We start from the raw sequence: 25,337 nt of genomic DNA on the forward strand, positions 1-25,337 counted from the left end.
TATATGCGTGAAAAAATTTAAATTAAATCATTTATCGTTAATGATCATCACTTGCCTGCCCTTGATGGCACAAGCAGGAGTCGACTCGAACAATCAAGTGTCGGCTAATCAAACTCCAGACAGTCAAACTCCGGCTAAGCAAGCTTCGGACAATCAAGTACCGGATAGTCGAATTTCCTACCGTCAAGTTTTGGCTAAGCCAACTCCGGCGAGTCAAACTTCGGTTAGTCGAACTTCCTACCGTCAAGTTTCGGGTAAGCAAGCTCCGGCTAAGCAAATTTCGGACATTAACACTCCTGCCAACTTTGTGTACACAGAGGTGATTCAGCCAGGTACAGAGCCTCAACGGGTTAAAGCGCCTGAGTCGGATAAACAAGCTCAGCCAGAGGATCTGGCTCTGGAATTGATTCAATCTGAGTCCACAGATCTTAAACAGACCATTCATGAGCAGACAGATAATTCACGTATCTATCTGGATGAAGGTGCCATCTGGGCTAGCCGTGACATCACTAAGGTCGACCCACAACTCGAATTGTCTGTCAGCGATGCCATCGAAGTCGATCAGGGCAAGATAAGTGACTCGGTTAGTTTTAATCTAGTGACTAACTATAGCTATTACATCAAACGTTGGCAGCTTGAAGTGTATCGCGGTAAGGACATTCACTTGAGCGAGCCACTCAAGGTATTAACCGGTGATACCTTAAGTAATGAATTCGATGTTCAGTGGGATGGTGTTACAGATATTCCCTATGAGATGAAGAAGGGTCAACAACTCCTGTACCGCCTAAAATTGTGGGACAAGGATGGCAACATGGATGTGACTTCAATAGGGGTGACAGATCTTATCCGTGGTTCACAAGAGGTGGAGATGGATAAGTTTGATCATCAGCAAGCCACCACCACAGGAACTGGCTCTGGTGATACTGACACGGATAAAGGCTCACGCAGTTACGGCGTAGCGAAATTACTGCGCCATAATATTCCCACCTCGGCAGGCATGGCAAAATTGATGGGCACGGGCCTTAAGGGAGTCGATCGCGTCTTTATTGGCGAAGATGAGTACACCATCGAAGATAATCGCCTCTATGTGGAACAGTATCTGCCAACGGATGCCTATATGTTTCCGGTCAAGGTGAAGTATGACGATGGTCATGAGAGAAACTATAAGCTGTTTGTTCGTATTCCCGATACCTATTATGCTCAAACGGCTCTGGCTGATCTGTATGTCGGTAAGAATCGTGTCTCGGGCAATAAAGATGTGTTGGGTGTTAACGACCAATATAAAGGGGACATCTATAATCGAGGGCGCCTGGCCTATTTCGGCGAAGGTAAGTTTGGTGACAAGCTGAGAGTGGTGGCCCATGTGGATACCAAAGATCAAGAACTGAAAGATATGTTCAAGAATCCTTTCGCCTCGGATACCACCACAGTTTTCGATATTCTCGAGGACGATGATGAGCTTTATTACGGTAACTATGGTGACAATGCCAATATTCAGAAGGTGGTCAATACCAAGGGCAAGGTCTATCTGGATGTGCAATACGATAAATCCAGCGTCTTGTGGGGTAACTATAATACCGGGATCTCGGGTACCGAGAATGCTCAATACAATCGTAGTCTCTATGGTTTCAGAGGGGATTACCGTACACGAAGCACCACAGAATTTGGTGATGACAGATTCAACCTAGTTGGATTTGCCTCACAGGCAGACAGTCTATATTCCCACGATGAGTTTCGTAGCACAGGCCTGAGTCTCTATTTCCTACGCCACGGAGAGGTACTCCCAGGTAGTGACAAGGTTGTGGTACGTCAGGTGGATGACCGCAACAACCGAATCGTCAATGAGGTCATACTTCAAGAGGGGCGTGATTACGAGTTTGATGCCTATCAAGGACGAATACTCCTGACACGCCCGCTATCAGCCATTGCTGGTGACAGCTTTGGTAGCGTTATCTCGAATACACCTTCAGGGGATCTGAAAAACTATCTGGCTGTGGATTATGAATATATTCCTAGAGGCACTGAAGCGCTGGAAAAGATGGCCATGGGCGGCAGGGCAAAAGGTTGGGTTAACGATCATATTGGTATAGGTGCCAGTTATGTGGAGGAGGAGAAGGAAAATCAGGATTATCAGTTAAGCTCGGCGGATCTGACCTTTAAACTCACCGAAGGAAGCTTTCTAAAGGCGGAATTTAGTCACAGTGAAGGCACTCAGGCCGACAGTAACTTCGTTTCCGATGATGGTGGCCTGACATTCGAAGAGATTAGCCGGGTCGGTAAGACTCGTAAGGGCGATGCTATCTCCATATCCGGTGTCGCTAACTTGTATGACTTTATGCCAGAAACCTTCGGCGCCGTGGGTAACGATCTGCGTGTCTGGTATAAGGACAAGGATGGTGGTTACTCCTATGCAAGTCAGAATGACGACTTAGCCCAGACTTCCCTAGGCACAGAGTTAAGATTACAGACTGGAGAGGAGTCGCAACTGCTGGCCAGTTTCCAAACGATAGAGGAGACTGACCAAACGGGTAAAAAGGTCACAGATACTCAAGATGTGAAGCTAGAAGCTCAGGTCATGTTGACTGATCATATTAAGCTAGGTATTGCTGGTCAACAGATCCAAGAGCTGAATCAGAATGATGAAGAAAGTGATGCTAGCTTGCTAGGTGCCCGCCTAGAATATGTATTCGATGATAGTAATAATATCTACATCAAGGCGCAGAAAACCATAGATAGCAGCGATGGCTTCGATGAAAACGACAGTGCTTCTATCGGTGGTGAGGCCAAGATAACCGAAGACTTGTCACTACTAGGTGAGTACACCACAGGTGATCGTGGAGATTCGGCTCAGGCCACAATCAACTATGATATCAATGATGATCACTCCACTTATTTGACCTTAGTAAAAGATGATTATGAAGACAGTAATAATATCATCATAGGGCAGAGGGCCAGCCTGACAAGTAATCTGGACGGTTATCTGGAGAATAAGTTTGTCGATGAGAATAACGGCAAGGGCCGCATCGACTCAACAGGTCTGGACTATGATGTGAACCAAGACATTCGTGCAGGCATAGGCTATCAGCAAGGCTATATCGATTACCGCGATGAAACAGATGTAAAGCGTACTGGCTATACGGCCTATATCGACTTTGATCAGGATAACTATCAGCTGGGTACTAAGTTTGAATACCGTGTGGATAAGGGCGAAGAGGAGATAGAGCAGTATGTGACGACCAACCACTATACTCATCACCTTACCGATGAATACACCTTGTACGCCAAGGTGAATTATTCACGAACTAAGAATAAGACCACTAAGCAGCAGGTTGCTAAGTTTGTTGAAAGTTATGTGGGTCTGGCATACCGCCCTGTCTATAACGATAAGTTGAATTTCTTGAGTCGTTATACATACCTGGAAGATTTTGACAGTTTAGATAGAGATGTATCCTATACAGATGAAGAGAGTCATATCGTTGAAGCTGAAGGCATATATTCTGTCAATGCAAGAGTCGATGTCGGTGCCAAAGTTGCCTATAAGCATAAAAAAGAGAAGTTTAAGCGTGAGTCAGGCGAACTCTTCCCCGTTGAATCTAAAATCTATCTGACCGGGCTTTCGGCATCATACTCTGTGATGAAGGACTGGGATGTAACTGGGGAATATCATTGGAAGAAAGATGATTCTATGGATGCTTTAGAGCAAGGTGCTTTAGTCTCGGTGAATAAAGAGCTTAGTGACAACTTTAAGGTTGGCATTGGCTATAACTTCTCTAATTTTGAAGATGACCTGGTCCATGAAGATGATTATGACGCAAAGGGCGTGTTTATCAATCTTGTCGGTAAGATCTAAGGAGGATCCGTTATGCCAATATTCAACCATTTAATGTCGACATTAAGCATCTCTTCACTGAGTACTTTGTCGAAAAAGTTAGTCTCAAAAGCATCAATGCAGAAAACGGCTTTGGTATTGATAACAGGCTTAAGTCTGGTTGCTTGCTCGACTCAGACTTATGTCAGTGAGGAAAACCTAGATAAGTTTGCCGGGATCAACGTAGAGAAGTTTTTGATAGCAGAAATTGTGACCGAGATTAAACAGATACTGCCGCCAAATAAGAAGGTCTTTATTTCGCTTATCTCCCATTTTGACTTTGATTCAAGTCTGCTCAAAGATGAAGATAAGATGGAGCTGGATAAGCTTATTGCTCTGGTGAACTCACTGGACGGGAAATTGGTGATCAAGGGACATACGGATTACCAAGGCAGCAATGCTTATAATGAAAACCTGTCCATGCGAAGAGCTAGAACTATTCAAGATTATCTCGAAGGGCAATTAACCCAAGGCGAGTATGAATATTCTGTAGAGCATTTTGGCGAGTTGCAACCCATTATCGAGTCGCACACCCTCCAGGCTAATGCACTGAACAGAAGAGCCATGGTGATATTTACCGAGAAATAGAGCTGGGTATTAAGCACAAGCTAACTAAAGCCCCAGTAAAACCACGTGTTTTACTGGGGCTTTACTGTTTTAAAACTGGGGTTAGCCATGTTATTAGGTCGGGATTTGAACGTATTGTTTGATATGTGAGCGCTTGAGCGGTTTTTTGAAAACTATCGGATTAAAGGGGTTGACGATAAAACCGAAATCAGTAGAATACGCAGCCCAAGCCAAGGCGAAACGTCTTGCAAGGTAAATGAAAGCCAACGACCTAGCGTCACGGCAGCATATGAAAGATGATGCAAAAGCTCTTTAACAATTTATCAAGTAATCTGTGTGGGCACTCACAGGTGTTGAGTTATTCGAAATTGCTTCACTCTTTCTAGTAAAGGATGAGCAATCAAAAATTTAACTCAATGAACCACTGAGTGACCATAGCAATATGTAACTTCGAAAGTACTACCTAGCAATAGAGAGTGACTTTTGAAAAACAGTATAATTCATTGAGCCGATGTCATCTTCGAAAGAGGATGCATCAAAAGAACTTTAATTGAAGAGTTTGATCATGGCTCAGATTGAACGCTGGCGGCAGGCCTAACACATGCAAGTCGAGCGGAAACAGAAAGTAGCTTGCTACTTTGCTGTCGAGCGGCGGACGGGTGAGTAATGCCTAGGGAACTGCCCAGTCGAGGGGGATAACAGTTGGAAACGACTGCTAATACCGCATACGCCCTACGGGGGAAAGGAGGGGACCTTCGGGCCTTTCGCGATTGGATGTACCTAGGTGGGATTAGCTAGTTGGTAAGGTAATGGCTTACCAAGGCGACGATCCCTAGCTGGTCTGAGAGGATGATCAGCCACACTGGAACTGAGACACGGTCCAGACTCCTACGGGAGGCAGCAGTGGGGAATATTGCACAATGGGCGAAAGCCTGATGCAGCCATGCCGCGTGTGTGAAGAAGGCCTTCGGGTTGTAAAGCACTTTCAGCGAGGAGGAAAGGTAGGTAGTTAATAACTGCTTACTGTGACGTTACTCGCAGAAGAAGCACCGGCTAACTTCGTGCCAGCAGCCGCGGTAATACGAGGGGTGCAAGCGTTAATCGGAATTACTGGGCGTAAAGCGTACGCAGGCGGTTTGTTAAGCAAGATGTGAAAGCCCCGGGCTCAACCTGGGAATTGCATTTTGAACTGGCAAACTAGAGTCTTGTAGAGGGGGGTAGAATTTCAGGTGTAGCGGTGAAATGCGTAGAGATCTGAAGGAATACCGGTGGCGAAGGCGGCCCCCTGGACAAAGACTGACGCTCAGGTACGAAAGCGTGGGGAGCAAACAGGATTAGATACCCTGGTAGTCCACGCCGTAAACGATGTCTACTCGGAATTTGGTGTCTTGAACACTGGGTTCCCAAGCTAACGCATTAAGTAGACCGCCTGGGGAGTACGGCCGCAAGGTTAAAACTCAAATGAATTGACGGGGGCCCGCACAAGCGGTGGAGCATGTGGTTTAATTCGATGCAACGCGAAGAACCTTACCTACTCTTGACATCCATAGAACTCGCTAGAGATAGCTTGGTGCCTTCGGGAACTATGAGACAGGTGCTGCATGGCTGTCGTCAGCTCGTGTTGTGAAATGTTGGGTTAAGTCCCGCAACGAGCGCAACCCTTATCCTTATTTGCCAGCACGTAATGGTGGGAACTTTAGGGAGACTGCCGGTGATAAACCGGAGGAAGGTGGGGACGACGTCAAGTCATCATGGCCCTTACGAGTAGGGCTACACACGTGCTACAATGGTCGGTACAGAGGGTCGCAACGCCGCGAGGTCAAGCTAATCCCACAAAGCCGGTCGTAGTCCGGATCGGAGTCTGCAACTCGACTCCGTGAAGTCGGAATCGCTAGTAATCGTGAATCAGAATGTCACGGTGAATACGTTCCCGGGCCTTGTACACACCGCCCGTCACACCATGGGAGTGGGCTGCACCAGAAGTAGATAGCTTAACCGGTCTTTCCTCGGAGAGAATGGAGGGCGTTTACCACGGTGTGGTTCATGACTGGGGTGAAGTCGTAACAAGGTAGCCCTAGGGGAACCTGGGGCTGGATCACCTCCTTACCTATACGACTAACTCAATACATGAAGTATGAAAATACGTTTGAGTGTTCACACAGATTACTTGATAGAAGAAAGAGAAATATACGTGTCTATTTAGACGACGTACTCTTGTTTAAAGCAATAAGCGATAAATAAGGTTGCAAGTATAAATGGGTCTGTAGCTCAGCTGGTTAGAGCGCACCCCTGATAAGGGTGAGGTCGGTGGTTCAAGTCCACTCTGACCCACCAATTCTTCGTGATACTGCGTTATGTAGTTCGTCGTTTAGCAGGCTAAACGTCCTCGCTACAAGCCTTGTCTCACTCGAATTGGCTTCGCCAAATCTTTTTAAGCCTTGGCTTACTCGATTTGGTCACGTTATATTTTCTCAACTGCATGTAAATGGGGCTATAGCTCAGCTGGGAGAGCGCCTGCCTTGCACGCAGGAGGTCTGCGGTTCGATCCCGCATAGCTCCACCATTTACTCGATTGTGAAGAACCTAGGTTCAACAGCTCTCTTGTAGATACACCATTTACTTTGCTTGTTGTCAGAAAGGTTCTGATTAACAAAGTAGACTTACTTTTCCAGCAGAAAGTAAGGCATGCAACATGGATAGAGATGCCAAAGATAATGAAAAATTATCTTTGGCTTTTTTAAGCCCGTTCTTTAAAAATTTGGAAAGCTGATAGTGTTAATGCGAAAGGGACTATTGTGAAAGATATCTCGTAAGAGATGGCGATTACAGTGGTTAATAGCATTAGCGCGAAAAATAAATAAATAATTGAGTTCTCAAACACTTAAATTAAGTGCCGAATTGCAGTGATGCAATTCAAGAGTATTCTTTTGGCGAAAGTAAACACCATTAGTTGCGATACATCTCGTTCCCTGCTTACCAGCAGAGAGCAATAGATAAGATTAGCGCAGTCAATGTGGTACTAGGCAAGGCGATAAGGCAAACGAGGAAGGCGTGTAGTTTACTACATAACTGACAAGTGCGACTTATGAACGCAGCATAGTGGCTCAGTGGCAAGCGGATAAAGACCTATGTGGGTTGTATGGTTAAGTGACTAAGCGTATACGGTGGATGCCTTGGCAGTCAGAGGCGATGAAGGACGTAGTAACTTGCGAAAAGCGTTGGCGAGCTAGTAACAAGCATTTGAGCTAACGATATCCGAATGGGGAAACCCACTCACATAAGTGAGTATCACATACTGAATACATAGGTATGTGAGGCAAACCCGGGGAACTGAAACATCTAAGTACCCGGAGGAAAAGAAATCAACCGAGATTCCCCTAGTAGCGGCGAGCGAACGGGGATTAGCCCTTAAGTCTATGGGGTGTTAGTGGAATGAGTTGGAAAGCTCAGCGGCACAGGGTGATAGCCCCGTACATGAAAACTAACCATAGATGAAAACGAGTAGGACGGGACACGTGACATCTTGTCTGAACATGGGGGGACCATCCTCCAAGGCTAAATACTCCTGACTGACCGATAGTGAACCAGTACCGTGAGGGAAAGGCGAAAAGAACCCCTGTGAGGGGAGTGAAATAGAACCTGAAACCGTATACGTACAAGCAGTGGGAGCGGTTCTTGAGACCGTGACTGCGTACCTTTTGTATAATGGGTCAGCGACTTACATTTTGTAGCGAGGTTAAGCGAATAGCGGAGCCGTAGGGAAACCGAGTGTTAACTGCGCGTTTAGTTGCAAGGTGTAGACCCGAAACCCGGTGATCTATCCATGGGCAGGTTGAAGGTTGAGTAACATCAACTGGAGGACCGAACCGACTTATGTTGAAAAATGAGCGGATGACTTGTGGATGGGGGTGAAAGGCCAATCAAACCGGGAGATATCTGGTTCTCCTCGAAAGCTATTTAGGTAGCGCCTCGAGCGAATACCATTGGGGGTAGAGCACTGTTAAGGCTAGGGGGTCATCCCGACTTACCAACCCTTTGCAAACTCCGAATACCAATGAGTACTACTCGGGAGACACACGGCGGGTGCTAACGTCCGTCGTGAAAAGGGAAACAACCCAGACCATCAGCTAAGGTCCCAAAGTTATTGCTAAGTGGGAAACGATGTGGGAAGGCTTAGACAGCTAGGAAGTTGGCTTAGAAGCAGCCATCTTTTAAAGAAAGCGTAATAGCTCACTAGTCGAGTCGGCCTGCGCGGAAGATTTAACGGGGCTAAGCAATACACCGAAGCTATGGGTTTGCTAGTTTACTAGCAAGCGGTAGAGGAGCGTTCTGTAAGCCGTTGAAGGGAAAGGGGTAACCCATCCTGGAGGTATCAGAAGTGCGAATGCTGACATGAGTAACGATAAAGGGAGTGAAAAACTCCCTCGCCGAAAGACCAAGGTTTCCTGTCCAATGTTAATCAGGGCAGGGTAAGTCGACCCCTAAGGTGAGGCCGAAAGGCGTAATCGATGGGAAACAGGTTAATATTCCTGTACTTCTACTAACTGCGATGGAGAGACGGAGAAGGCTAGGCTAGCGCGGCGTTGGTTGTCCGCGTTTAAGGTTGTAGGTTGTATTCTTAGGCAAATCCGGGAATACGCATTAAATTGCAAGACTGAGGACTGATGACGAGTCACTAAGGTGATGAAGTAGTTGATGCCATGCTTCCAGGAAAATCTTCTAAGCTTCAGGTTAGTAGGAATCGTACCCCAAACCGACACAGGTGGTTGGGTAGAGAATACCAAGGCGCTTGAGAGAACTCGGCTGAAGGAACTAGGCAAAATGGTACCGTAACTTCGGGAGAAGGTACGCTCCCAGCGGTGATGAGACTTGCTCTCTAAGCTGCCGGGAGTCGCAGATACCAGGTGGCTGCAACTGTTTATCAAAAACACAGTACTGTGCAAACTCGCAAGAGGAAGTATACGGTATGACGCCTGCCCGGTGCCGGAAGGTTAATTGATTGGGTTATCTTCGGAGAAGCTCATGATCGAAGCCCCGGTAAACGGCGGCCGTAACTATAACGGTCCTAAGGTAGCGAAATTCCTTGTCGGGTAAGTTCCGACCTGCACGAATGGCGTAATGATGGCCACGCTGTCTCCAGCCGAGACTCAGTGAAGTTGAAATTGCGGTGAAGATGCCGTATACCCGCGGCTAGACGGAAAGACCCCGTGCACCTTTACTATAGCTTGGCACTGAACATTGAACCTACATGTGTAGGATAGGTGGGAGACTTTGAAGCAGAGACGCTAGTTTTTGTGGAGTCAACCTTGAAATACCACCCTTGTAGTTTTGATGTTCTAACTTAGGCCCCTGAATCGGGGTTGAGGACAGTGTCTGGTGGGTAGTTTGACTGGGGCGGTCTCCTCCCAAAGAGTAACGGAGGAGCACGAAGGTTGGCTAAGTACGGTCGGACATCGTACGGTTAGTGCAATGGCATAAGCCAGCTTAACTGCGAGACATACACGTCGAGCAGGTACGAAAGTAGGTCATAGTGATCCGGTGGTTCTGTATGGAAGGGCCATCGCTCAACGGATAAAAGGTACGCCGGGGATAACAGGCTGATACCGCCCAAGAGTTCATATCGACGGCGGTGTTTGGCACCTCGATGTCGGCTCATCACATCCTGGGGCTGAAGTCGGTCCCAAGGGTATGGCTGTTCGCCATTTAAAGTGGTACGCGAGCTGGGTTCAGAACGTCGTGAGACAGTTCGGTCCCTATCTGCCGTGGGCGTTGGATGATTGAAGGAAGCTGCTCCTAGTACGAGAGGACCGGAGTGGACGAACCGCTGGTGTTCGGGTTGTTATGCCAATAGCATTGCCCGGTAGCTACGTTCGGAATCGATAACCGCTGAAAGCATCTAAGCGGGAAGCGAGTCCTAAGATGAGTCATCCCTAGGAATTTAATTCCTCTAAAGAGCCGTTCGAGACTAGGACGTTGATAGGCAGGGTGTGTAAGCGTTGTGAGGCGTTGAGCTAACCTGTACTAATGACTCGTGAGGCTTAACCATACAACCCAGATGGGTTTGTAGCGTTAATGATGATTACTTTACAAGCACAAAAGAATACGAACTTGATTTAAGTCGAACCAATTATTACTTTATTTAAAGCTATTTAGAATATTTTAAAAGATTCTGAATAGACAGCTTTTCAAATTTACCAAATTAGTCTGGAAACCATAGCATTGTGGCACCACCTGAACCCATCTCGAACTCAGAAGTGAAACGCAATCGCGCCGATGGTAGTGTGGGGTCTCCCCATGTGAGAGTAGGTCATTTCCAGGCGCCTAATTAAGTAACTAAGCCACCTTATTAAGGTGGCTTTTTTGCGTCTGGATGTTTTTAAATATAGATTTTATTACCCATATCCAACGTCAATGTAGGCAGGTGGCTTATCCACTTAAGCACGTACGTGCAATGCCTACCCCCTATGTCGCCCCGCCGCTGAGCGGGGTCCCCAGCTTCATGACTACGTCATTACGCGCTACAAAGCAGCAGAATACTGTGTATTCAAAGCGCTACTTTTTCGCCCCCATGTGAGAGTAGGTCATTTCCAGGCGCCTAATTTCTCGTAAAGAGAGTCGATAAATCCCCAGCACTTTGTGTTGGGGATTTTTTCGTTTAACAGCTTTTGAAATAACCTTCTCACATGGGGAATGTAAAAGCCCGAACGCAGTGAGGTTCATTCCATGTGATAGGTAGATATTTGCTCCTGCAATCTCGACACTTCCGCCATCCATGGCGGTCGCCCCGCCGCTGAGCGGGGTCCCCAGCTTCATGACTACGTCATTACGCGCTACAAAGCAGCAGAATGCTATGCATTCAAAGCGCTACTTTTTCGCCCCCATGTGAGCCTAGGCCATTTCCAGGCGTCTAATTTCTCTTAAAGAGAGTCGATAAATCCCCAGCACTTTGTGTTGGGGATTTTTTCGTTTTAGCCTGGAAAGATGACCTTCTCACATGGGGACATAAATAGCGTATGCGAAGCATGCTTCCTTTTATGTGCTAGGTAGAGATTTGCTCCTGCAATCTCGACACTTCCCACGTCCCTGTGGGTCGTAGGGTGAAGTCCTTGCGCTTATCAAGCGTAGCTTGATGCTGGGTTGGTAGAAAAACGTTCCAGACATTTTCTACATTCCTCACATCCTTGTGAGTCAACGCGGAGGGCTTGCTCGAAGCCGGACCATTGGAAGGCGCCTCCACCTTTTGTTCTATAACAGGCGCACTCCTGATTTAACAGTAACTAAGCCACCTGAATAAGGTGGCTTTTTTGCGTCTGGGATTTAATAAAGTTTTGGCTGTTTAGCTCGAACTTACCGGTACCCATATCCACGTCAATTTAGGCAGGTGACTTATCGACTTAGGAAGGCATGAATGCCTACCCCCGATGTCGGTCGATAAATGCTCCTTCAATATCGACACTTCCGCCATCCATGGCGGTCGCCCCGCCGCTGAGCTTGGTCAGCAATTGCATCCATGCATTTCTGACATTCACCACATCCCTGTGGCTTGCTCCCCCGCTACGAAACCAAGTTTCTCCGCGTTCAATTATGGCTGAATACTGTGTGTTCAAAGCACCGTAATTTCACCCCCATGTGAGACTAAGTCATGCAAACTGAAAAAAGCTGGACCATTGGAATTGGAAGGCAGCTCCGCTCTTTGTTCCAAATAACTAATGTTGTGTATCCAAAGCTTTATTTCTCCGCCCCATATGTTCGACCTCCGCAATGGTGGGAGTGTAAAGGCTCTAAGCTAGGCCATTGGAAGGCCTTCTTTTATTGTTCCAAGCTAGTCCAGTTTTACATATCTAAATCGCTGTTCTTAGTGCTTCAATACTTCTTTCTTCAGCATTGACCTTAGGGATAATAAACTAGTTGGGCAAGCCTTAGATCCAAACTTGTTTAGCGTTGGTTAATCTTAATTGGGTTCTTCTATGTGGGTGATTTAAATAATCAATTATACAAGTTAGGCCTAGATCTATAGATTTGATGGGGTTCCGTGGGGGAATTAACTTTCAGGTCTTCTTATGCCGTTATCCATTGCTTCCAATTCCAATTTCAAGCCATTTATTGATCCTGTACTTGCCGATGATCCATCCTTAAACGAAGGTATTGTTCAGCGCTATAACACGCCTGAACCTATTGCACATACAGCTTTGATAGCCGAAGGCGGCGGCCAGAGAGGGATATTTACCGCAGGTGTACTCGATAGCTGGTTAGAGAGTGGATATAATCCATTTGAGTTACTGATAGGCACCTCTGCTGGGGCGCAGAACCTATCGAGTTATCTGACCGGGCAAGTTGGGTTTGCTCAGGCATCTATTGCTCATTTGTCGAAACAGTCGCAGTTCTTTAATATAAAACGGGGCTTAAAAGGCGCCAATACTGTCGACCTTGACTGGTATTTCGATCAGGTTAGTGATGCACAATTTCGTTTAAATACCGAGTATGGTCTGACTAAACTAGAGAGTCGCAACTTACTTATCTCCACCACAAATAGTTCCAGTTATCGGGCTGAGTTCTCAACGCCTAATGCCACAAATTGGTTAACCTTGCTCAAGGCATCGAGTGCTCTGCCTTACCTTTATCGTAAGGGAGTCAAGATTGAGGGGGATTATCATGTGGATGGTGGTTTGTCGGCCCCTTTACCCGTGGAGGAAGCTTACAAACGAGGGGCGAGAAAGATAGTGGTTATCCGTACTATGCCCAAAGAGTACACGGCTCATACACCTTGGGTTAATCGGCTTAAATCCTGGATTTGCTCGTCTAATCGTTGCCCTAAGGCACTGGATTATTTCGTTCACCATGAAGCCGCTTATAAGCACTCTTTACAGTTTATCGCATCACCACCGGATGATGTTGAGGTAGTACAAATATTCCCAGAGTCCAGACTTACCAGCCATATCTTAGGCAGTGCAGATGCCCAGCTTGAGCATGATTATCTAATGGGAAAACGTGCAGGTTTAGGTTTTATCGAGGACAATCCGGCATTAGATTTATCACCTGCTCATTCGCTTCATTTTCAGGATAGTTTGGCGCGATCCAATACGAGAGTTAAGCGGGTTCACTACTGCTAGTAGAATGGTGATGACCAGCTTCAAGCCAGAGAGAGAAGACCACTGGCTTTAGGCTATGAGCTCTGCTGTTAGTTTTGTTTTATGCGGTCTTTAAAGGCCTTGCGGGTCTCTTCATCGGCTTGACTGTACCAAAAATCCAGCATTTGACCGACATTGATCTGGTCCTTGTGTATTTTTATATTATTTGTGGTGTTAGCGCTTGCTGAATTGAGTATTGCAGCTGTTGCTACAGAGGTCGTTTGTGGAGCTGGCAGGCTGGTTATATCTGCTGTTGGTACCAATGCTGTTAATGCGGCTATAGCACCTGTTTGGTTATAGCTTGCGACTTCTTGAGCATAGTCACGGCCTAATTGTAACCCTACCTTGAGTAACACATGGCTGTTGTGGTCGACACTCTTGCCATTATCATCTTCTAAGATAATTTGTGGTTGCTTATTAAACCTGTCGGCTTGTGCACTGGATCTTAACTTGGGCAGGGATAGACTGTACTCCTGGTTAGTTCCTGAGAAGGTGAGCACAACAGCTTCGGATGCAAACCTGCGTTGCTGACCTTGTTGCCAGAAGCTGGTGTTATATTTAAACACTATCTGATTATTACCGTCATTTAGATCAAGTGAGGTTTTGTCTTCCATCACGACACCATTAACCACTAGGAGTTGCGCGGACTTAGGTAAAGTAAGGCTAATGTTTGCATATGCTGGCAGTGAACAGGCCGCAGTTAACATGACTGCGAGGGCTAAAGTGTGCTTCATAGGGAGTCCCGAGGTTAGATCTATTGGCTAAATATATATCACTTTTAAGTCGATTAATGTAATCGCTATCGCAGAAGATGCCATTGTTGGATTCGTATTCGCTATTTCCTGGTGTTCGGCTAGTAATTTGTATCAGTTCCAGTATCAAAAAGGCGTTATAATCTCAGACTATTTCACTATTGGAGTTGCCGTGCTCACGAAAATACTGATCACTGCCTTAGTCATTGTCGGCGCTTTTTTCTACTTAAGAAAACCTGCTCGACTACCTGCTCAAACCGAAATCGAAGCTGAAGGTAAGTCCATTATGCTGCGTTATATTTTTATGGGCTTGATAGCCGTGTCTATGCTCGGAAGCACCGGGTATTGGTATTGGAATTGGCAAGACGGTAACCAAGTCGTGACAGTGACTATAGTATCGCCGATAAAAGACAGCACAAGTGTTTATCATGTGAGAAAGAAAGATATATTTAATAATAAGCTCACCACAGTCGAGGGTATCCACATTCGTTTATCGGATCAAGATCGTGTCATTATTGCAAACTCTATGTAACGGGATTTTTGACTAGATTATTGTTTATAATGCTTTTTTATCTTGTCGATTAAGGTAGAATAGTCTCGTTTTTTACCCTGCCCTATGTCATAAAAAAATCCGATATAGTGTTTTTCAGGAGGTACCATGATAACTGCTTATGTCTATAAAAATCGTGAACTAGCGATTACTGAATTGAACATACAGGATGTTGTACCTCCGGATACGCTCTGGCTAGACCTTTTCAAACCCAGTGACCAAGAACGCGAATGGCTGAGTAAATACTCTGTTGAAGAGGTACCAGAGGAAGAAGATATCAATGAAATTGAAGCTTCTGCACGTTTTTATCAAAACAACGACGGTTTGCATATTAATTCCTTGTTCCCGCTTCGAGTTGGCCAAGACGTAAAAGGCGTTAACGTCTCATTTAACTTACGTAAAGATTTCCTGCTTACGATTAGAGAAGATGATGTTGGCCTGATTCGTTTGCTTAGAAACTATCTAAGGCTGGGGCGTATCAAAGTCACTACACCTCAAGGGCTGTTCCTTGAGTTGTTTAACCTTAAAGTCGATTACTTATCAGATCTTATTGAAGATATTTATTCGGTTGTTGATGGGGTTAGTGAGCAGGTATTTGAAAATAATGAATTAGATGAGGTATTTAAACTCATTACCTTGCAGGAAGACTCAAATGGTAAGATTCGATTGAGTCTGCTGGATACTCAACGCTCACTGCGTTACATGCAAAGATATTATCGTGGCGAGCTCACAGACGATAACCTTAAAGATTTGCGTGAGATGTTGCTAGATATCGAATCCTTGATGCCCCACAGTCAGTTTATCTTTGATAAGTTAAATTTTCTGCTTGATGCCGCTATGGGATTCAGTGGATTGCAACAGAATAAGATTATCAAAATATTTTCTGTTGCCGCAGTCATTTTCCTTCCGCCAACTGTGATAGCCAGTGCTTATGGAATGAACTTCACTAATATGCCAGAGCTTGCATGGCAGTTTGGTTACCCTATGGCCATTTTGATGATGTTGGCCAGTGCCGGTGGAACATATGCATTCTTCAAGCGGAAAGGTTGGCTCTAGTCTGTTAGTCGATAGCCTTTTTAGCCGGCAGTATCAGAATTTTGGCATTTTGTTGTCGAAATTCTTCGGGGCTATTCATTATGGTGTTTAGGGCAATAAACTTGTCATTCATGATCTTAATGGCTAAATAGCATCTGTGGTAAGGATTGCTACAGAGTGACAGTTGTTGTTTCAAATGAAACTGCATGGATATCAGTTGTTCTTTATTCGATTCCGGACAGCTGTCTATGGCTTCTTTACAGAGTGTTTGTTGAAGTTCTTCGAGTTCATCTGGCTCATTTTCTGCCAGCCACCTGAGTTTATCGAAGTCAGGTAATTCAGTCATAGCTTCTCCCCCAGAAGATAGCGTTACCTTTAAATTAGTGAATAGTTTAGTATTCGGCAAGAAAACTTGCGAATAACAAGGGGGAATGTGTTGGGTTTTAATTATAATAATGCCAGTATTTTGTTCAATAGGAGGACTTAAGTCTTCTTTTCATAGACATTCAGTATCTTTCATCTCCATCCCATCTTTTGACATTTAAATCGAAAAATAACTTACTTATCTGAACCTATATAGTAACTGACACGCTCTCTGGGGTTTAAATATTTGAATATCTTCTCGGGTAACGCCATAGGTTGTATACAGCGCACTATGCTAAGACCTTCAACTTCAAGGTCTACAATGGGGGCCTGATCTTTGGGAACCATGGCATCGTAGACCAGTATCCTGGGGAACAATATCTTGTCTAGGTTGACTGACATGACCATGGCAAATTGTCCTGATGATAACTCTACAATACTGCCTGGTGGATAGATGCCCAACATCTTAATCATCTTGCCTGTTACTTCTTGGTTTAGTTGAGTCTTGAAATTTTTATAGATATGACCCAGTGCCGCATAAGGAGTACGTGCCTTCATCTGTGTATCAGGGTGACACAGAGAGTCATATAAATTAACAACGGCCACGAGCTGGCACAACTTATCGATGTTATTCTCTTTCAGTCCTCTTGGATAGCCAGAACCGTCTAGGTATTCATGATGATTGAGTACGATCGGCATGGCGCCGGAGGGAAAGTTTTCAGCGAGTTTCAATAAGTCGGCCCCCATGACGGGGTGTTGCTTCATAAAGTTAACTTCAGGCGGCGTTAATGGCGTCTTCTTCCTGACTAATTGTGTAGGGATTTTCAATTTGCCTGTATCATGAAACAAGGAGCCCATGCCGACTAATTCTATGTCGGTTTTATCCCAGCCCAGCTCTTTTGCCATTAACATGGAGAGTACGGCGACATTAAGAGAGTGATAATAAATCGATTCGTCATCTTTGGCTTCGCCCATCAGATGTAGAACCAAGTTATCCGAATTAAGTAATTTCTCACTCATTTCATTAATCAACTCTTTGGCATCATCTATGGCATTTAGCGGACGATTGCGTAATTTGGCTACCAAGTTACGCATTTTTGCGATGGAACGGTCAAAATCCTGCTCGGTTTTCTGCAGGTCCCTGCGCATTTGTTTGAGTTTTTCGATACGCTCAGTTTTGGTTTTTTGCATTTCGATAGTGAGCGAATCTAGATCTTCTTTCTGTGGTGTCTGTACTTTCGTTCTGGCGACTTCTTCGGTGAGAGGGGGAATATCACTTCGCTCTAGATCCACATAAACAAATTCGATAGCCAATTTTTTTATGAGCTCGATTTGTGCCTGCTGCTTGAGTCTGAAACTACTGAATAGAAAGGGGTGATCTTTCCAAGAAATTGGCAGGCGGATGAAATTACCGACTTGTAATTGATTGACTGCAACTTTACGGCTTTTGTTCATATTCTTCTTATTCGATTCCCCATGCCTGTAGGGCAATTATTCCAGAACTCGCTTGATTGTTATAGTAATATTTCAATTTAACTCAATCGCTTTACAATCGCTTAACCCATGTGTCAGCATAGACTTAATACTGAATAGACAAAGTTTAAAAAAATGGACTTCATTGAAGTATACCCCAATGCTATTCCTGATGATTTATGTGACCGCCTGATGGCGTGTTTCGAACAACACAAGGGGGTCACAGATGGCAGAACCGGCCAGGGGGTCGATCTAGAAAAGAAAATAAGTCGTGACCTTACTCTAGACAGTTTTGAGGACTTACAGGGTATAAGAAATGAATTACTAACTTATACATTGAAATTCTCTACCAAGTATTTCAATCAATACTCCTTGGCATTGATGGGGGCGGTGTCGGTGCAAGTCTCTGATGATAAAGGGCAAGGTGTTGCGCTGACGCCAGACAACTATCAGAGTCTAGGTGAGCCTAGATCCGAGGCATTAGTTAAATACCTTTATCGCAGTGGCACCATCAATGTTCAGAAATATCAGAAGGGGCTAGGGGGTTATCCTCACTGGCACTCGGAGCAGTTTCCCCAGGAGGGGTATAATGAAGCCTTGCATCGCGTGGTGCTTTATATGTTTTATCTTAATGATGTAGAGGAAGGAGGCGAAACCGAGTTTTTCTATCAAAATAGAAAACTTAAACCTAAGAAGGGCACCATGGTCATAGCGCCAGCGGGATTTACCCACTCACATCGAGGCAACAAGCCTATCAGTGGTGATAAATATATTGCGACTTCTTGGGTGATGTTTAATCGGGCAGAACAATTATATGCGCCTATAGGCTAGCCTATGAATACGGGGGCCGTGTACCAGCCCCCGCGTCTAGATCCATAGTCACTAGCTGTCTAGTGATTGATAATACTTCTGCAGTTAAATCGGAATAGTTATCCTAAACTTAGCGCCTTCGAGTTCAGAGGCTTCTATGCTCAACTTACCGTTGTAACTGATGACTATCTCATTACATACGGCAAGACCTATTCCTTGTCCCGCTTTTTGTGTGTCGGCTCTGACACCTCGTTCGATGATCCTTTGGCGCAAACTTTCCTCGATGCCAGGCCCATCATCTTCGACAATTAACTCAAACTCTCCGGCGTCGCTATAACTGGCTGTGACTCTCACCTGACTGATACACAGTTTGAATGCGTTCTCCATCAAGTTACCGCACAGCTCCATTAAATCGCCCTTATCACCGGGGAAAGCATGTTCCTGAGGAATATAAGCAGTAAATTGTACCTGCTTATCACGGTAAACCTTAAATAGCATCTGCGAAAGTTGATTGACCAGAGGGGCAATTAAGGTTTGCTCATTTTTCAGTCCTTTACGACCCAGCATGGCACGCTTTAGCTGATACTTAACCAGCAAATCCATCTGACTGACCTGCTGCATGATCCGCTCGCTTGCCTCTTGTTTATTTAATGAGGCATCATCTGTAATAGCGTGTACAGCTGCAAGGCGTGTCTTCAGGCTATGGGCAAGATCGTTCATCGCATTCTGATACCTCTGCTGTTGCGCACTGGATTGAGATAACAGCTGGTTGAGTGCTTGAGTGACACCTTCGAGCTCAACGGGATAATCTTGTGATAATGCTTTAGTCTTGCCGCTACTGACACTGTCTAATTCGTCTCTCATTCGAGTTAAAGGGCGCATTCCCCAGTAACCGGCACTGATTAACAACACTAGGGCCAGAGCAAATACCATGGCGAGTCTGAAATAAGTGCGTCGGCTAAATGTGTCTAACTCCTTCTCGAGCTTTTCAGCATCTTTCATCACCAGTAGGTTGTATTGATTGCCAGATATGTCTAATGAGAGTAAATAGATAAAATACCCCTTATTATCTGCAAGATTGAGATAGTAGGGCGGGGAGTCATGACGAATTTCGTTGAAGCGTTCGCAGGTGTCGAAAAGTCCTTTATTGACGGCCTGGGATGAGGTCCAAATTTGTTTATACTTGATATCACAACTGGCTATGATATAGCTTTCTGGGATATTGTTTTCTTCTAGCCAGTCGTCACTACTTGCAGGGAGTAGACCACTAACTCTTAGTTCGGCGGCGACTCTAGGAAGTTCAGCGATGAGTTGAGCTGTCTCTTCGTTGTAGTTGTCTTGTGCATGTAGGATATTGACTAGCCAGGCTAAACCGAATCCAACTAAGGCAATAATTGACAGGGAAGTGAGAAACATCCTAGTTAGCAGACGTTTCTTAAATTTAAACCTTAACTGCATGGTAAATCAAATTTGTAGCCTTGACCGCGAATTGTGGCAATAGGATTATCCAGCCCCTCTTTAGTGAGTTTCTTTCTTAGCCTAGATACCATGACTTCTATGGTGTTTGGATCACCCTCTTTATCGCCATAGATCACATCTAACAGACGTTGCTTAGCGACAACCTCATGGCAATGACGCATCAGATACTCGAGTATAAGATATTCAAAGGCCGTGATCTCCATGGGAACACTGTTCATGGAGACTTGCTTAGCAGCGAGATCCAATTCTAGGGCACCAGAGTTGATCTTGGGTCTAACAAATCCTGAACTGCGTCTGACTAAAGCATCGAGGCGGGCAACCAACTCCTCTTTCTGGAATGGCTTGACCAGGTAATCATCGGCCCCTGCATTGAGCCCCTCGACCTTATCTTGCCAATTGACTCTGGCGGTTAAGATAAGGATCGGTGCCTTTAACTCATTATCGCGTAGGTTTTTAATCAAGGTCATACCATCTTGGTCTGGTAAGCCTAAGTCTATAATGGCAACGTCTATGGGGTAATTGGTAGCTTGATAAAATCCTTCTTTTGCGGTCAATGCGACCTGAACTTGATTTCCCAACTCACTCAATTGCACTTTTAAATGGTGAGACAAGATAGGATCGTCTTCTACAACCAAAATTCTCATAATCTTATGCCTTTATAATTATTTACAACAGTTTACTCAGATAAAGGTGTATTTCCAATATCTTTATTTATCAATATTTTACTCGATGCTAACTTAATAAGAGCTGACTTGTTTGCTAGATAAACGGAGGTAAATAACCTATGTCCCTTATTTTTGTAATAAATGACTTTGTTTCTTAGGCCATTATCGTTAGAATTCCGCACAATTTTTACTGATAGGAAACATCTAATGAGGCTAATAAACATAGTCGCTCTACTTCTCTTAAGCACACTNTCTTCCGGTGCTCTTGCGACTGTATTTACTTTCACCGCCATTCCCGATGAAGATGAGAGTCGGCTTCGTACACGATTCGACAAGGTTGCTGAATATCTTGAGAACAAATTAGGCGTAGAAGTGAAATATATTCCGGTTAAATCTTATTCTGCTGCTGTGACCGCATTTAGAAATAACCAAGTTCAGCTTGCTTGGTTTGGTGGTTTGTCTGGTGTCCAGGCTCGCCGTCTGGTTCCTGGCTCCGAAGCGATTGCTCAGGGCTATGAAGATCAGTTCTTTAAGAGTTACTTTATTGCACATCATTCCGTCGATATTATGCCATCTGACAGTTTTCCTAATTTAAATGGTTATACTTTTACCTATGGCTCAAAAGGCTCAACATCGGGCCGTCTTATGCCACAATTTTTTATCGAGAGAAATCTTGGTAAAAAGGCCGAAGATGTGTTCACCCGCATAGGCTTCTCCGGTGATCATAGCCGCACCATAGCTCAAGTTCAGGCTGGCGCGTATCAGGTTGGCGCGGTTAACTACAAGGTGTGGGAGATGGCATTGGCAAAAGGCATTGTCGATCTGGATAAGGTCGATGTTATCTGGCAGAGTCCTGTGTACCCAGATTATCAGTGGACGGTAAGGGAAGGGGTGGATAAGACATTTGGTAAAGACTTTAAGACAAAGCTGACACAAGCCCTGCTTGATATGAAAGATCCGGACCTTCTCGCAAGCTTTCCAAGAACGTCTTTTGTAGCAGCTGATAATGCAGATTATCAACCTATCGAAAATATTGCTAAAACCATAGGGCTTATCGACTAGTTTTATTCGCTATGATCACATTTGAAAACTTGACCCTTAAATATGCTGACAAACTGGCTATCGATAGACTCTCTTTGACTATCGAGGCCGGAGAGAAGGTGGCTATCATAGGCAGCTCTGGGGCAGGTAAGTCGACGCTGTTGGCTCACCTCTATCTGTTGCTCAAAGATAAGGCCGCTTATTGTTCACAAAAACAAGGGCTGGTTGATAGCCTAAGTACGTATCATAATGTCTTTATGGGGTCATTAGCTAGGCATCACTGGCTTTACAACCTCGCCAATTTGATTGCCCCATTCAAGAAGCCCTTAAGTGAAGTCAATGATTTATGCCGGGAGCTCGAACTCGATTTTCATATGAGTAAGAAGCTTGCAACACTGTCAGGTGGTCAAAGACAACGCGTCGCATTAGCCAGAGCCTTATACCAAGAGCAATCTATCTTTATTGGTGATGAGCCCTTTTCGGCTTTAGATCCTATTATGGGCAAACGTCTATTGGATCTCGTGTTTGCCCGTCATGAAACTGTGATCATGGTGCTGCATGATAAGTCAGCTGCGTTAACACATTTCGATCGTGTTATCGGCCTGAGCCAGGGCCAACTAAAACTGGATATTGCCCACGGAGAAATAACCTCGAATCATATCGATGAACTTTACTCTGGCTCGGTTTCTAGCTCAGTGTCAGATAGATTAAACCATGCCTAACCCCCAGCCAAAATATATGGCTGCGGATACAAGCAGACATTATTCATTTTTTAGTTATTGGCAGAAGGTCACCTTGCTGTTATGGCTCGTTGCTGGCTTATGTTTTTCCTTGTCCGATACTCAGGTTATCTCTCTCGACCCTTGGAGTGAGCTGCTGAGAATGGCTGAGGGTTTTATTACCCCAGATTTTTTTGCCACTGAGTACTTACTGGAGTCTCTGTGGCAAACGGTATCTTTTGCTCTGTTAGGTGTGGTCGCTGGCTTGCTCTTCGGGGGGCCATTATCTTTCCTGTATTCCAACCGCTTGGTTGCGGCCTTATGTGCGGTCACACGTTCCATTCATGAAATATTTTGGGCTCTGCTGTTTTTGCAGGTATTTGGCTTGTCGCCTATAACGGGAGTATTGGCTATTGCCTTACCCTACGGCGCAACTTTTGCCAGGGTATTTAACGATATCTTGTTACAAGCCCCCCAAACCACGACTCAAACTTTGCCAGCCAATACAGATAGCATTAGCCGATACTTTTATGGCCGCATCAGCCATGTATTGCCCTCAATGTTAGCTTATGTGCGTTATCGATTCGAATGTGCCCTGAGAAGTAGCGCTGTACTGGGATTTATCGGCATGCCGACCATAGGTTTTTATCTGGAAACGGCTTTCAGACAGGGTAATTACCATGAAGGTGCGGCCCTGCTAATGCTGTTTATTGCCTTGATTGGTACCATAAAGTATTGGTGCCGACCTAAGCTCATTTTAATTTATATTGTGGCCAGTTTATATACTCTGCCTAATATCCCCAGTGTCGATGGCATGCTGCTATGGCGCTTCATTACACTAGATATCTTACCTCCCGCCTTGCAGAATATTGAACATTGGGGTCAAATTGATCTCAAGCTAGTCAATCAGCTGCTGAGCTGGGGACATAGATTATTTTTCTCTCAAGCCTTACCGGGTTTAGCCATTACCTTGCTGCTGGCATTATCTGCATTGGCCATGGCCCACATCATAGCCTTGTTGAGCTCAGCGCTTTCATCCAGAAGGTTGAGTGGCCCCTTACTTTCGAACTGTACTAAGTTTTGTTTGCTCGTGTTACGGTCTGTGCCTGAGTATATTTTTGCCTTTGTTTTTATGATGTTATTGGGTCCATCTATGCTACCGGCTATGCTAGCTCTGGCGCTTCACAATGGGGCTTTGATCGCTTATTTAACCGTGCGGCAGTCGGATACCCTCGAGGTCTCGGCAGATTATAATGCTAGGCTCGATGGATATTGTTATGAGGTCTTGCCTCAGATATACCCCAACCTTATGGGACTGGTGTTTTATCGTTTCGAAGTTATCTTACGTGAGACAGCGATACTGGGCATGTTAGGAGTTGCGACCTTAGGTTTTTATATAGACAGTGGCTTTGCAGAGATCCGCTACAGCTCGGCATTATTTCTGTTGATGTGTACCGCCATGCTCAACATAGTCGTCGATATAGTCAGCCGGCGTTTATTAACCGCGAATATGAATCAGCAGATGACCTGCAGTGGCAATAAGTAGCTAAGTTAGTTTTAAACACTTAGTCAACGCATTCTAATTAATGATGTTTGAGGTGTTGAATAGTGTTTTGGCCCTCAAACGTTTAGCGATAATGCCATTACAACAAGCTGCCGCGATCAAGGTGAAACCTGCCACTGCGGATATAATCACGCTTAAACGGAGCCAAGGTTGTTCAAGAATTAATCGCATCTGTACTAATTCATATCCGCTCACTCCCCATACCAGTAAGGTGCTAATTAACAGGGTCACTTGTAACAGGCGAGTCGCTAATTTATGTCTGATGAAAAGCAGTAGGGGAGCCAATGCGAATAGTGAGCAAGCAAGAATATAGCCATAACGCATGAAGTGAGCGCCGATCAATAAAAAAGCCAGAGAGATGATAATGATACGCCACCACATGTGAGCTTCCTAGGAACAAGAAATTTATACCCAGAGACTAGTCTATTTGTGGATACTAAAACCTTGGTGGTGTTCACATTTCTACTCTAAGATGCAGTTTTATTTGTCAAATACATCACTTATGACCTGTCTCTGCGCTTAGGTTCGCTCAGCTTGGATGAATTGACTCGATTAAGTGTGAGACATCATCGGCAGGCTATCCATGAAAGTGTCGAGCTCTTCATCTTGCTCGAAACAAGCTTAAATCACGCCTGATACTATGATAATTGCGATAGTAATAAACACTATGCCTGTGACGAGATTAATGACAGGGCTAGCTCTTTTTACTCGCAGTTGAATAAGGGGTTTAGATAAGACTAAGGCAATAAATATAAACCATATTAACGATAAGGTTAGCATGATGAACACGGCGCTGACCTTAGTGATAAAGTTAATATCAGGCGTGATCATGGCGGAAAACAGCGTGATAAAGAACACCATAGCTTTTGGGTTTAATAGGTTAGTGTACAGTCCCTGGAAAAACCCTTGTTTGATGGATAATCCCAGGTGATTATCATTATCTAGATGTTGTGAACTCGCTTTGCTTCGCCATTGAGAGACTGTGCTGCGAATGGCACCTATACCCATCCAGCCAAGATAACTCGCTCCTATTAATTGTACGGCGACAAAAAGCAGGTCTGAGCTCTTGATGAGTAAACTCACCCCGGTGACGCTGAGTAAACTGTGCAGCAAGATAGCCACGGATATTCCCACCGCTGATGCGATAGCCGTAGGCCGACTTTCCTGGCTAGCCATCTTTACCACTAGGGCGAAGTCCGGGCCTGGGCTTGCCAAGGCGACAGAGTGAATAATGGCAAGTGAGATAAGAAGATGCAGTTCCATATTAAGATCCGATTTTATAACTTGTGGCTATCATGGGGGATTGAGGAACTCAGGTATTGT

At 45.0% G+C, this 25,337-nt stretch carries 18 protein-coding genes, 2 tRNA genes and 3 rRNA genes; 14 read left to right on the plus strand and 9 right to left on the minus strand.

Going from position 1 to position 25,337, the window contains the following annotated elements:
- The first annotated feature begins 7 nt into the window (after positions 1-7).
- The 7 genes from SVI_RS08070 to rrf all read left to right on the plus strand — a co-directional run bounded on the left by SVI_RS08070 (position 8) and on the right by rrf (position 10,754).
- The gene (locus SVI_RS08070) at positions 8-3,850 is read left to right on the plus strand and encodes a hypothetical protein (RefSeq protein ID WP_013051005.1); all 3,843 of its coding nucleotides are present in this window, start codon (positions 8-10) and stop codon (positions 3,848-3,850) included.
- 12 nt (positions 3,851-3,862) lie between these two features.
- A complete protein-coding gene (locus tag SVI_RS08075) occupies positions 3,863-4,456 on the plus strand; it encodes an OmpA family protein (protein ID WP_013051006.1) in 594 nt (197 codons plus the stop codon).
- 526 nt (positions 4,457-4,982) lie between these two features.
- Positions 4,983-6,541, plus strand: a 16S ribosomal RNA gene (locus tag SVI_RS08080).
- A 151-nt stretch (positions 6,542-6,692) separates the two neighbouring features.
- Positions 6,693-6,769, plus strand: a tRNA-Ile gene (locus tag SVI_RS08085).
- A gap of 153 nt (positions 6,770-6,922) precedes the next feature.
- Positions 6,923-6,998 (plus strand) — tRNA-Ala (locus SVI_RS08090).
- A 578-nt stretch (positions 6,999-7,576) separates the two neighbouring features.
- Positions 7,577-10,481: ribosomal RNA gene (locus SVI_RS08100) — 23S ribosomal RNA — on the plus strand.
- A gap of 157 nt (positions 10,482-10,638) precedes the next feature.
- A 5S ribosomal RNA gene (gene rrf / locus SVI_RS08105) occupies positions 10,639-10,754 on the plus strand.
- Together the 16S, 23S and 5S rRNA genes with 2 tRNA genes alongside form the textbook arrangement of a ribosomal RNA operon.
- 233 nt (positions 10,755-10,987) lie before the next feature.
- Here the strand turns inward: rrf and SVI_RS08110 are convergent.
- On the minus strand, positions 10,988-11,248 hold the full coding sequence (locus tag SVI_RS08110; RefSeq protein ID WP_041419798.1) for a hypothetical protein: 261 nt from the start codon (positions 11,246-11,248) through the stop codon (positions 10,988-10,990).
- A 599-nt stretch (positions 11,249-11,847) separates the two neighbouring features.
- Positions 11,848-12,042 carry a hypothetical protein gene (locus tag SVI_RS21420; protein WP_013051007.1) on the minus strand — a complete coding sequence of 65 codons (195 nt, stop codon included), beginning with the start codon at positions 12,040-12,042 and terminating at the stop codon, positions 11,848-11,850.
- 453 nt (positions 12,043-12,495) lie between these two features.
- On the opposite strand from SVI_RS21420, the gene SVI_RS08115 reads away from it, so the two are divergent.
- Positions 12,496-13,545 carry a patatin-like phospholipase family protein gene (locus SVI_RS08115; RefSeq protein ID WP_013051008.1) on the plus strand — a complete coding sequence of 350 codons (1,050 nt, stop codon included), beginning with the start codon at positions 12,496-12,498 and terminating at the stop codon, positions 13,543-13,545.
- A 68-nt stretch (positions 13,546-13,613) separates the two neighbouring features.
- On the opposite strand, the gene SVI_RS08120 is transcribed toward SVI_RS08115, so the two are convergent.
- Positions 13,614-14,297: a DUF2057 domain-containing protein gene (locus SVI_RS08120; RefSeq protein ID WP_013051009.1), complete on the minus strand. Its 684-nt coding sequence runs from the start codon at positions 14,295-14,297 to the stop codon at positions 13,614-13,616.
- Positions 14,298-14,487: 190 nt separating this feature from the next.
- Here SVI_RS08120 and SVI_RS08125 point away from each other — a divergent pair, with 190 nt between their 5' ends.
- Together SVI_RS08125 and corA are read left to right on the plus strand one after the other, a co-directional pair.
- Positions 14,488-14,847 (plus strand): hypothetical protein, encoded by a 360-nt coding sequence (locus tag SVI_RS08125; RefSeq protein ID WP_013051010.1) that lies wholly within the window; start codon positions 14,488-14,490, stop codon positions 14,845-14,847.
- A gap of 126 nt (positions 14,848-14,973) precedes the next feature.
- Positions 14,974-15,921 carry a magnesium/cobalt transporter CorA gene (gene corA / locus SVI_RS08130; protein WP_013051011.1) on the plus strand — a complete coding sequence of 316 codons (948 nt, stop codon included), beginning with the start codon at positions 14,974-14,976 and terminating at the stop codon, positions 15,919-15,921.
- A gap of 4 nt (positions 15,922-15,925) precedes the next feature.
- On the opposite strand, the gene SVI_RS08135 is transcribed toward corA, so the two are convergent.
- Both SVI_RS08135 and SVI_RS08140 read right to left on the minus strand, forming a co-directional pair.
- On the minus strand, positions 15,926-16,246 hold the full coding sequence (locus SVI_RS08135; RefSeq protein WP_013051012.1) for a DUF3135 domain-containing protein: 321 nt from the start codon (positions 16,244-16,246) through the stop codon (positions 15,926-15,928).
- Positions 16,247-16,458: 212 nt separating this feature from the next.
- On the minus strand, positions 16,459-17,718 hold the full coding sequence (locus SVI_RS08140) for an HD-GYP domain-containing protein (RefSeq protein ID WP_013051013.1): 1,260 nt from the start codon (positions 17,716-17,718) through the stop codon (positions 16,459-16,461).
- Positions 17,719-17,871: 153 nt separating this feature from the next.
- Here SVI_RS08140 and SVI_RS08145 point away from each other — a divergent pair, with 153 nt between their 5' ends.
- Positions 17,872-18,567 carry a 2OG-Fe(II) oxygenase gene (locus SVI_RS08145; RefSeq protein WP_013051014.1) on the plus strand — a complete coding sequence of 232 codons (696 nt, stop codon included), beginning with the start codon at positions 17,872-17,874 and terminating at the stop codon, positions 18,565-18,567.
- 84 nt (positions 18,568-18,651) lie between these two features.
- Here the strand turns inward: SVI_RS08145 and SVI_RS08150 are convergent, their stop codons facing one another.
- Positions 18,652-20,004, minus strand: coding sequence for an ATP-binding protein (locus tag SVI_RS08150; RefSeq protein WP_013051015.1), 1,353 nt, complete (start codon positions 20,002-20,004; stop codon positions 18,652-18,654).
- Positions 19,995-20,669: a response regulator gene (locus SVI_RS08155; protein ID WP_013051016.1), complete on the minus strand. Its 675-nt coding sequence runs from the start codon at positions 20,667-20,669 to the stop codon at positions 19,995-19,997. Before SVI_RS08155 ends, SVI_RS08150 begins: the two co-directional genes overlap by 10 nt.
- A 228-nt stretch (positions 20,670-20,897) precedes the next feature.
- Between SVI_RS08155 and SVI_RS08160 the strand changes: the two genes are divergently transcribed.
- From SVI_RS08160 to SVI_RS08170, 3 genes are read left to right on the plus strand one after another with little or no spacing between them, the layout of a single operon-like run.
- Positions 20,898-21,752 (plus strand): putative selenate ABC transporter substrate-binding protein, encoded by an 855-nt coding sequence (locus SVI_RS08160; RefSeq protein ID WP_041419799.1) that lies wholly within the window; start codon positions 20,898-20,900, stop codon positions 21,750-21,752.
- An 11-nt stretch (positions 21,753-21,763) separates the two neighbouring features.
- Positions 21,764-22,453 carry an ATP-binding cassette domain-containing protein gene (locus SVI_RS08165; RefSeq protein WP_013051018.1) on the plus strand — a complete coding sequence of 230 codons (690 nt, stop codon included), beginning with the start codon at positions 21,764-21,766 and terminating at the stop codon, positions 22,451-22,453.
- Positions 22,446-23,996, plus strand: a complete 1,551-nt coding sequence (locus SVI_RS08170) for a PhnE/PtxC family ABC transporter permease (RefSeq protein WP_013051019.1) — start codon at positions 22,446-22,448, stop codon at positions 23,994-23,996. Before SVI_RS08165 ends, SVI_RS08170 begins: the two co-directional genes overlap by 8 nt.
- Before the next feature lie 33 nt (positions 23,997-24,029).
- Here the strand turns inward: SVI_RS08170 and SVI_RS08175 are convergent, their stop codons facing one another.
- Both SVI_RS08175 and SVI_RS08180 read right to left on the minus strand, forming a co-directional pair.
- Positions 24,030-24,395 (minus strand): hypothetical protein, encoded by a 366-nt coding sequence (locus SVI_RS08175; protein WP_041419800.1) that lies wholly within the window; start codon positions 24,393-24,395, stop codon positions 24,030-24,032.
- A 240-nt stretch (positions 24,396-24,635) separates the two neighbouring features.
- Positions 24,636-25,277: a LysE family translocator gene (locus tag SVI_RS08180; RefSeq protein ID WP_013051021.1), complete on the minus strand. Its 642-nt coding sequence runs from the start codon at positions 25,275-25,277 to the stop codon at positions 24,636-24,638.
- Between the last annotated feature and the right edge of the window lie 60 nt (positions 25,278-25,337).

The organism is Shewanella violacea DSS12 (assembly GCF_000091325.1).
In the GTDB taxonomy this organism is placed as follows: Bacteria; Pseudomonadota; Gammaproteobacteria; order Enterobacterales; family Shewanellaceae; genus Shewanella; species Shewanella violacea.

What these genes read in the sequence shown, in the direction of transcription:
- SVI_RS08170 (WP_013051019.1), top strand. Translation starts at nt 22,446, where the DNA reads ATGCCTAACCCCCAGCCAAAATATATGGCTGCGGATACAAGCAGACAT.
- SVI_RS08120 (WP_013051009.1), bottom strand. Translation starts at nt 14,297, where the DNA reads ATGAAGCACACTTTAGCCCTCGCAGTCATGTTAACTGCGGCCTGTTCA.
- SVI_RS08110 (WP_041419798.1), bottom strand. Translation starts at nt 11,248, where the DNA reads ATGAAGCTGGGGACCCCGCTCAGCGGCGGGGCGACCGCCATGGATGGC.
- corA (WP_013051011.1), top strand. Translation starts at nt 14,974, where the DNA reads ATGATAACTGCTTATGTCTATAAAAATCGTGAACTAGCGATTACTGAA.
- SVI_RS08165 (WP_013051018.1), top strand. Translation starts at nt 21,764, where the DNA reads ATGATCACATTTGAAAACTTGACCCTTAAATATGCTGACAAACTGGCT.
- SVI_RS08150 (WP_013051015.1), bottom strand. Translation starts at nt 20,004, where the DNA reads ATGCAGTTAAGGTTTAAATTTAAGAAACGTCTGCTAACTAGGATGTTT.
- SVI_RS08115 (WP_013051008.1), top strand. Translation starts at nt 12,496, where the DNA reads ATGCCGTTATCCATTGCTTCCAATTCCAATTTCAAGCCATTTATTGAT.
- SVI_RS08140 (WP_013051013.1), bottom strand. Translation starts at nt 17,718, where the DNA reads ATGAACAAAAGCCGTAAAGTTGCAGTCAATCAATTACAAGTCGGTAAT.
- SVI_RS08175 (WP_041419800.1), bottom strand. Translation starts at nt 24,395, where the DNA reads ATGTGGTGGCGTATCATTATCATCTCTCTGGCTTTTTTATTGATCGGC.
- SVI_RS08180 (WP_013051021.1), bottom strand. Translation starts at nt 25,277, where the DNA reads ATGGAACTGCATCTTCTTATCTCACTTGCCATTATTCACTCTGTCGCC.
- SVI_RS08155 (WP_013051016.1), bottom strand. Translation starts at nt 20,669, where the DNA reads ATGAGAATTTTGGTTGTAGAAGACGATCCTATCTTGTCTCACCATTTA.
- SVI_RS08075 (WP_013051006.1), top strand. Translation starts at nt 3,863, where the DNA reads ATGCCAATATTCAACCATTTAATGTCGACATTAAGCATCTCTTCACTG.
- SVI_RS08135 (WP_013051012.1), bottom strand. Translation starts at nt 16,246, where the DNA reads ATGACTGAATTACCTGACTTCGATAAACTCAGGTGGCTGGCAGAAAAT.
- SVI_RS08145 (WP_013051014.1), top strand. Translation starts at nt 17,872, where the DNA reads ATGGACTTCATTGAAGTATACCCCAATGCTATTCCTGATGATTTATGT.